Annotated in this window: 1 protein-coding gene; it reads right to left on the bottom strand. The window is 59.3% G+C overall.

Going from position 1 to position 616, the window contains the following annotated elements; translation table 11 throughout:
- Nucleotides 1–616: AMP-binding protein (locus tag K3F48_RS23940; protein WP_222577938.1), on the bottom strand; the 616-nt coding region annotated here is incomplete at both ends.

The raw sequence follows: 616 nt of genomic DNA, 5'->3' as shown, positions 1-616 counted from the left end.
CCCGCGCCCCCTATGTAAATCTCCCCCCGAACTCCGAGCGGAGCCGGACGCCCCCGCGCGTCCAGAATATATATCCGAGTGTTCGAGATCGGACGCCCAATGACGTTTTCGGCGCATCCCTTGGCAAGCGCGCCGATAGACGCGTTGACGGTCGCCTCCGTGGGGCCATAAGCGTTGACGATCTTTGCGACGGATCCGCTTTCCTCAAACCAGCGCCGCAAGAAGCCTGATGCGATGTTTTCGCCGCCGAGCGCGATCTGGCGGAGCGTGGTGGGAACTTCGCCCGAATGTGAGGGGATCAAAGTTTGCCAGAAGGACGGCGGCAAATTGAGGAATGTCACGCCGTTCTTTTTGCAAAGACTCCAGAATTCGCCTGCGCCGACGAGCCAAGCGTCAGTCCGCAGCACCAGGGCGGCTCCGCACGAAAGCGCGAGGAAGATCTCTTCGACGGACATGTCGAAACCGAATGAGGAGAATTGCAAGAGTCGATCTGTCGAACCGACGTCGTAATCGCGCGCCAGCGCCGTGACGAGATTGCACAGCCCCCGATGTTCGACCATGACGCCTTTTGGTTTTCCGGTCGAACCGGAGGTGTAGATGACATAGGCGAGATTTT

This window comes from Methylosinus sp. Sm6, from assembly GCF_019802345.1.
In the GTDB taxonomy this organism is placed as follows: Bacteria; Pseudomonadota; Alphaproteobacteria; order Rhizobiales; family Beijerinckiaceae; genus Methylosinus.
The sequence above is the reverse complement of the archived record's forward strand: the minus strand, read 5'-3'. Positions and strand labels throughout refer to the sequence as shown.